The organism is Vibrio sp. 10N.286.46.A8 (assembly GCF_041470165.1).
Taxonomy (GTDB): Bacteria; Pseudomonadota; Gammaproteobacteria; order Enterobacterales; family Vibrionaceae; genus Vibrio; species Vibrio tasmaniensis_A.
This window is the reverse complement of sequence record NZ_JBFRLX010000277.1, coordinates 1-8,486: the sequence shown is the minus strand read 5'-3', so window position 1 is coordinate 8,486 and position 8,486 is coordinate 1. Positions and strand designations below refer to the sequence as shown.

The window sequence follows — 8,486 nt, the reverse complement described above, 5'->3', positions numbered from 1 at the left end:
CCCTTGCATGTCCTCAAGCGAGATTAATTCACCTTTCTGGTTATAGTTGAAGTGAGCTTGATACCCCGTCGGGCCTTTCACCGAGACAATTTGCTTGGCCTGGTTATAACTAAAAGTCAGAGATTGATCTAATGCGTTAGTCACACTCGTTAACTGGTCGTCTTGGTAAGCAAACTTAAGTGCGTTACCGCTTTGATCGACCGTGGAACTTAATCGGTAGTCGCCACTTTCCACGTGAGTGAACGTTTTGTAACTGCCGTCAACGTAAGTCGCCTTAATCACGCCATCTTCAACACTCAACCGAGGCAGCAAAGTCGCTTCTCCTGACAGAAGCGATTGTGAATTTAAAACATAGTTAGTACCAATTTGTTGGTATTCATCGACGCGTCCTGTTCCCGCAAACAGAACTAGCGAATTAGATTCATTCGGTTGGGTTATATAGTCACTGTAACTATGGGACCATCGAGAGCCAACCGAATTATTTGTATTTTCTTTTCCAAGCGCATTGTAAGTTAATGTGAATTCAATATTAGGTCCATACGCCGAATCAAACCAGATTGGCGTATCTTGAACAACGAGGTTGAGATTATTGAAGTCAAAGTGCCATATTGGTGCTCCTCTCGAAGAATGGCAATCATCTCCTGATTCCCCCCCTTTTTGAGCTTGACCTTGACCTTGTTCGTATGAACTATTTGGCCCTAAAGGGCCTGTAGGTGGTTCAACAGCAGGCGCACACGACTGCAGTAACGCTAACAATACGATTGCAAGCGCGACAAAAATTGCCAAAAGCATCTAAGTTTCCTTAATCGGATTTATGGGTTTAACGGAGTTTCAATTAGAAGGCTTTCTGCCGAGAGTAACGCATCTAACTTATTGGTAGCTTTGTTCATTATCAAAGGACCCAATCTGAATTCGAAATCGTAGTGCATAGCAAGTGACGACTCAGGTCCACTCGACACCTTCGACCTACGATTTATTAATTCTTCATCCGTAAGCGCTCGGTTCCAGAGTTGCACGTTGTCAATCTGAGCATTTACAGGATAAGCCCCCCCAAATGTAATAGGCTCCGTACTCTGCCCGCTAAAACGAATATTCGATAAGGTCCCAACTAACTGACCATCAATATATGCTTGAGCGTTAGGGGCTTGGTATCGAAGAGTAAAGTGATACCATTGTTCACTATTTAAACTAGCACTATTATTTCGACTTTCATCACCAACGCCGTAACTCAAATCACCGTTTTTATTTAAACCAATGTAAAAACGATGTTTATTATTGTCATCAGAACCAACGTACTGTAATAGCCCCTTAAGTTGGTTAAACTTGATATCAAACATTAATGTTTTGTCTTCAGAATTAGGATAAATCCCCGTTACAACGTGGCTATTTTTGTTACCATCCAATTGCAGTGCACCACTCGATATAGATATACCTTGCTCTCCTTGAGCCAACTTTACTGCTTTGTACCAATCAGTAAATGAGTACCAATTGGTGATACCATCACTATTGCTATCTTTGTTGCCATCCCTAACACGCAAAGCGCTCCCTTCTTCAAGCTCAAACCCATCGAACATGCTATCCCCATCTATATCTGGATCGCATGCAGAGACAAGTATTTCTAATTCTTGTCGATCGGATAATCCATCGTGATCGGTATCGTTTGTTGTGGCATCAACACACATTTTCGCTTCAACGTAATCCGGGATAGTATCTAAGTCAGTGTCATTGACTTGATGACTTTCAAGCTCAATATCATCGACCAACTTTAGGTCGAATTGATCATTGGCGTGATTTTTTACCCATTCTCCTTTCACCGACGAAAAGTCATAAGACGCGATTAAACCCTCGATATGCTCCTTAGGATGCAGCGCCATGAAGCGGTGGAGTTTTGGTTCAGACAAGGCTCTGTCCCATATCTGCACGTTATCAATAAGGCCAGTGTAAAAATCAGAAGCCATTCCCGACTTATTCAAAGCGCCCAACCAAAGTGCATGTTCGAAGGGAGCAGAAATCGTCGACCAAGAACGTATTGTTTCTTCTGTTAATTGTCCATTGAGGTATAGTTGAATATGATCATCATTTACGACTAACGCGATGTGGTTCCAATCATCCGTCGAGTATTCCGGCTCTCTAAAAGAATAACCACTCGATTTGTCTTCACCCCATGCGAACTTCTTCTGCGCATACTGAATTCCAACGTAATAATGCTGGTCGGCAGTTTCACTTACACCGGATAACTGTGATTCTTCACTGGTTGATTTAAACCAATACATTAAGGTTGAATCACCGTTTTCTGGGAAGAAAGACGTAATTGCATAACCTTTACTCGCCGACAAGGCGCCAAATTCGACCACTGTTTCAGGCAATTGCTCTGTTTGTATCTTTCGATATTCATCCCAGTTGGAAATACCGTTGCCATTGCTGTCAAAATTAGCATCAGTAATCAAGCCATCACTACCGTGAGAACGCTCAAAGTCATCCGTCAAGCCATCATTATCACTGTCAGGATCGCAAGGGTTAGTAATCAAAATGAATGGTTTGCCCACTGAGAGTTCATCACCATCATTAACGCCATCACCGTCGCTATCAGCCGTTAACCCATCAGTACAAAAAGCTAACTCTAATCGGTTAACAAGACCATCGCCGTCAGTATCTTCGTCTGTTGGCTCAGCAACTAAGTAAGCGCCTTGCGTTAATTTGAGATCGTATCGTCCTGTTGCTTTATTTTTCACCCAATCACCTTGGGAGTGAGTAAAGTCATACCATGCAGCAAGATTGCTATCCGAAGCTTTGGGCGCAGTAAACATATACTGGTAAATTTCAGTTGCGTTTAATGACCGCTCCCAAATACCAACATTATCAAGTAACCCCTTCATATGTTCTTTAGAGAAGCCTACATCATTAACGGCTCCAAGGTAGGTGGCCCACACATTCGGTAAGTCTGCGCGCAATGGGTATTTTTCATCTACGAGTTGCCCGTTAAAGTATAATTTTGCTTTTCCTTGATTTGACAAGACGAGAGCTAAATGTGCCCATTCATCCGAATTAAGTTTTGCGGCAGTATATGATGTGCTGTGCTCGTCACCATATTTTACTTTATCGTATGAAAAACCAAGTTTATGTGTATCCATGTTCCCTGATCTTTGCTCTTTACTTGGCTGATACTTAACCCAAAACATCAACGTCATGTCATGTGACAACGAGAAGTGATTGGTAATTGCGTACCCATTGTTATCCGTTAACTGCAAAGAACGTGAGGATTCAATGATGTCGTCTTGTGACAACTGTTCAACTTGATGCTGGGCATACGCTTCCCAAAGGCTCAAATTGGGATGATTTACAGAACTTTTCCCTGCGTTACTCTGAAGCGGATCACTGTTTTGTTCTAACTCAAAATCATCCGGAATATTATCCCTATCACTGTCCCATAAACAGGGGTCTGTAATTGTTAAATATTGGGAATTGACCCCATATTCCTGACCATCCAATAGACCATCACCGTCTGTGTCAGCTTGGGTTTCATCTAAACAGCTTGCAAGTTCTAACTTGTCATCTAAACCATCCAGGTCTTGATCAAGTATCGCTTGCTCTGGAGAGATTTTAGCTCCTTGAACCAGCTTTAAATCATACAGCCCTGTGACGCCATTTTTTACCCAACCACTCCTAGTGTGGTTAAAGTCATACAGCCATTGCAATGAGCTGTCTTGTTGGGGAGTTGGTGGCGTAATCATATAGCGTCTAACCTCTTCTAGGCTTAATACGCGTTGCCACAACATGACATTGTCCATTTGGCCGTTCATATGACGATCCGCTAGACCTTCAATATTAGTTGCACCCAAGAAAAACGGATAACCAATCATTTTAAGCGCACTTTCATTCACATCTACCATTTGACCATTAACATAAAGCTTCGATTTTAAATCACTTATAGTTAACGCAATATGGTTCCACTGATTATTGATTAAATCGTGGTGATGAGCGACAGAACCACTACTACCAACCCAATAAAGAGGGCCATACATACTGTGTCCTAAAGACAAAATCACATCATTCGTTATATCACTAACACCACTCATTGATTTGTCATACACGAAAAGATCTTCGTTCGGCTTATACCAAAACATAATGCTGGTAGGTTGCTCTTTTGGGTAATAACCTGAGATGGCGTACCCTTTTGTCTCTTCTATATCCAAAACGTTAGGCGCAACCTGTTCAATAGAGGAGAGAAATTCATCACTGCGGTTTATATATTCAACATACCTATCCCAGTTTGGCTTATTAACTTCAGCATCAATAAGATGGCCATCGGCTAACGTTGGATTCATGTTGTTATCGATTTCAAATGCGTCATCAATACCATCATTGTCAGTATCAGAGGAGCAAGGATTAGTGGTGAACTTTTGGCCATTGATAAGAAAACCTTGATTGAGTTCGTAACCATCGCTAAGTCCGTCACCATCACTGTCTAGCACCTCAGAATCAGTACAATAAGTCGCTTCAAACTCGTCGCTTAACCCATCTTTGTCAGTGTCGTAAGTTTGCTCTGATTCAATGATATGTGCACCCTTCACCAATTTCAGATCATATTTCCCAGTTGCCCTATTTTTAACCCAAGCTCCAAGATGATTTGAGAAGTCGTACCAAGCGACAAGGTTTTCGTTAGTACTATCAGGGCGCTGACGCATATAATTAATTATTTCCCTTTGGTCAAGAGCCTTATTCCAGAACTGAATATCATCAACTTGACCATTTTGATGTTTCACATCCAAGCCTTTATAGTTAACCGCACCAAACCAAAGTGTATAAGAGGACCCAAAATTCTCATTTCGTTTATCAATAATCTGCTCTAATTGCCCGTTAACAAAAAACTTTTGGGTACTTTGAGAGATAACAATCGCCAAGTGGACCCATTGACCTGATTTGATCGTAATATCTGATTGAAGTTCTTGATAATTTGAACGAACCAGCGGTTTATCATTTCCACTAATACCCAGGTAACTGCCTTTATACATCTCAGTTTGTACACCACTAAATTGATCTAAACCCTGCTTGCTTGGCTTAAACCAATACATCAATGTAGTTTCGTCGGCGTTCTTCTCTCGTTGAATATCAGAAACTGCATAACCTAAACTGTTCGACAGGTTCAACTCACCATCTAAGTGTTGCACTTTTTTGTCTTGATCTAATAGGCGACTCACACTCTCTTCGGCATAGGTTTCCCAGTTGGCAATCTCTTTATCATTTAATACAACATCAAGGTCATGTTTTGTTGGATCCATACCATTGTCTTGCTCAAATTTGTCATCAATACCATCGTTATCGGTATCGCTAATACAAGGGTCTGTGGATTTTAAAGGTGCCAAGGGTGTCAGTTCATTTTTATCTAAAATTCCATCCTCATCACTATCACTGTTATATACGTCCAAGCATTTCCCTAATTCAAAAGCATCAGAAAGGCCATCGCCATCACTGTCTCGCTCTTTGTCCTCTGGTTTTAAGCGAGTAACATCGGTCAACTTGAGATCAAAGCGACCACTCACTTGATTCATTACCCAATCACCACGCGATTTAGAAAAATCATAGGATGCAACAAGCCCTTGAGTGTTTACTTGAGGTGCTTCGGTCATGTAACGACGAACCTGATGTTGCTCCAGGGCTTGATTCCAAATCTGCACGTTATCAAGAATGCCATTCATGAAATATTTCGGCTGACTCGAATCATTCAATGCTCCGATCCATATCGCGAGTATCTCTTTTCTATTAAACCAAGTTGGCACACGACTCGAGTAAGCTAAATTTCCATCAAGATAAACTTGAGTGGTATAAGTGTTAGAATCCCAAACGAAAGCAAAATGATGCCAATTATCAAGAGTAATATTTGGGTTGACTCTCCCAGGATAAAAAGAAGTATTAATAATTCCTTTTATGGTGTTATTGAAACCGATTCCTAATTTTGTTTGGTGCCACCCTTTACCGTTAAATCCAGAATATTGTTCGGATTTATCCTTAGGTTTAAACCAGTACATTAAGGAAAAGTCTTCTTTATTATTCGACAATCCAGAAATAGCATAAGTATTGCTGCCTGTTACATCGAAGTGCCTATCTTCTTCAATAACCTGAACCTCACTGTCTCTCTTTTCAACGTAAGAAACATACTTCTGCCAATAACTGTTCTTTGAACCTAAATGACTTTTAAGCGCATCGTTCTTCGCTGGGTTCATTGAGTGGTGATATTCAAAACCATCAGCGATACCATCGTTGTCGGTGTCGGCATTGCATGGGTTTGAAGTCACATCTAGCGATGAGCCAATACCTAACTCTTCACCGTCAGGAATACCATCCGCATCACTGTCGGAGTTATGACTATCACTACACAGAGCACTCTCGAATATATCAGGTATACCGTCACTATCTGAGTCGATATAGTTTTCTTCAAGCTTCAACTTCGCTCCAGCCACTAGCTTCAGGTCAAACTTATTCGTTACTCTATTTTTGACCCATTCGCCGCGGCTTTCATTAAAGTCGTAAAAGCCAAGTAAGTTATTACTTGTCACTCTTTCGAGACTAAACATGCTTTTTGCGACATCTTGTTGTGATAGCGCTACATTCCAAACACTAAGATTATCGATCACCCCCTCAACACTTTCTGGTTGCCAAGCTCGCTTGTGATGACGAGCACCAATCCAAAGGGCATATTGGCTAGCTTCATTAAATGCCAAAGATCTCATCGTGTGCTTTAGTTGACCATTAATATATATTTCTGCCACAGAGTTTGAATAAACCAAGGCGACATGCGTCCAATCCTCATCCTCAATCTTCACTTTACTTAACGTGACAGATTTATTTCCAACACCGAACGTGACACTATTTTCTTGATCAATACCGGAATAGAACCGACGACCACTATCATCGTCACTACCCATTGTCTGTTGTTCCTGACTTTCAGCGTGTTTAACCCAGTAAGTCATACTCATCGCTTCACTACCTGGAGCAAACCCAGAAATTGCATAACCATTGGTATTTCTTACATCTAACAATCTGCGTTCGGATATAACTTCCAGTTGCTGTTGCTCATGTTTCTTCGCAATCCAATCAACATAATGCGACCAGTTATCTCCTCGATAGCTATCAACCACCATTGGATCACTGCCAGCTTCAACTTCATACGCGTCTTCGATTCCATCAAAATCACTATCTTGTAAGCAAGGAAGTGAGGTCATAATTATTGATTCACCAAAACGCATTTCTTGACTATCCAAAAGGCCATCATTATCAGAATCGGGGGTATGCGAAGACATGCATAGCTTGTCTTCGATGTGATCGGGCAATTGGTCTCGATCACTATCTAGTGCAGAAAAAGTATAAATTGGACTTTTGGAGTTAGCGCCTTTTCCATCATGCGCGACAACGTTCCAATATCTAGAATGGCTATCTGAAATATGAGAAAAATCCAACTTTAGTGAAGTAGCTGTGATACCAGTTTTAAATTGACGTAATTTTCCTGGTTCATCGCCAAACCAAAAATCGTAATAGGAAGCGCCTTTAATTGGTAGCCAAGTAAAAGTAATGGAATGTGACAAGTTTTTTATCGAATAATTATCCGGAGCAGTCAATGTGATAGGATTAAGGTTTGAAGAAACCTCAACTTTGCTTATACTAAGACGATTACCAAGAGCATCAACAGCATAATAGTTAAATTCATTATCGGCTTTTTCATTGATTAATTCTCCACGTAGATTGTATCTATATTCTACTTGACTTGCATTAATGTAGAAAAAACCAAGTAAGAGATATAACATCAACGTCTTTAATGAGATCTTAATAAAAGTCACGAATAAAACTCAGGTTAGAATAATCATTGTTAAATGCTATTTAAAAACCTCACAAAATCCCAATCAATTTAGTTTATATAGTTATAACTATTAATTATAATCGAATCATCAACGTTATATTTATCGAAAGTTAATTACAAATCAAACAACGAGCAGTAGTTTATTGTTCTTTCTATAGGATAAATCACTAATACCTGACTTAAGCTTCAAAAGTGTTTATAGTCCAGACATACATTTCAACATCCATGATTGAGAGGCAGTAATGATCAGTTGGCCATCTTTGGTAAAACTCGACGGTGACGATGAACTTATTTACGTCGCATCCGAAAAAAAATTTCAGGCGGAATGCTCAGAGATGATCTTAGGCGAAGATGATTACCTCATTGATTCTGAAGGCGATAGCTACTCGCTTGAATCAAGATCAAATCAACTGTCTCTAGCTAAACGAGCTGAGCAGTATTCAGTTGAAAACGTGACTAAGCTGATTCGAAATCACGAGTTCCAGAAAGCTGAAGTGTGCCTAATGAAGATCCACTTCCTAACGATCGAAGAAGCGATTCAGTCTTTGGCTTTTGAGCCTCGTTAATATTGGGTATTAATTCAAAACTTAGGTTCGACTTAATACGTCCAAACAGAACAAACAAAAACAGCGCC

General features: G+C 40.4%; 2 protein-coding genes and 1 pseudogene. 1 reads left to right on the top strand and 2 read right to left on the bottom strand.

The features are described from left to right. Together AB4232_RS21270 and AB4232_RS21265 are read right to left on the bottom strand one after the other, a co-directional pair. Positions 1-792 (bottom strand): annotated as a pseudogene (locus AB4232_RS21270) (RHS repeat protein); the annotation flags it as partial. A gap of 20 nt (positions 793-812) precedes the next feature. Then, complete coding sequence (locus AB4232_RS21265) at positions 813-7,799, bottom strand: LamG-like jellyroll fold domain-containing protein (RefSeq protein ID WP_372087953.1); 6,987 nt, start codon at positions 7,797-7,799, stop codon at positions 813-815. 295 nt (positions 7,800-8,094) lie between these two features. Here AB4232_RS21265 and AB4232_RS21260 point away from each other — a divergent pair, with 295 nt between their 5' ends. After that, on the top strand, positions 8,095-8,418 hold the full coding sequence (locus AB4232_RS21260; RefSeq protein ID WP_372087952.1) for a DUF4144 domain-containing protein: 324 nt from the start codon (positions 8,095-8,097) through the stop codon (positions 8,416-8,418). Positions 8,419-8,486: the final 68 nt, after the last annotated feature.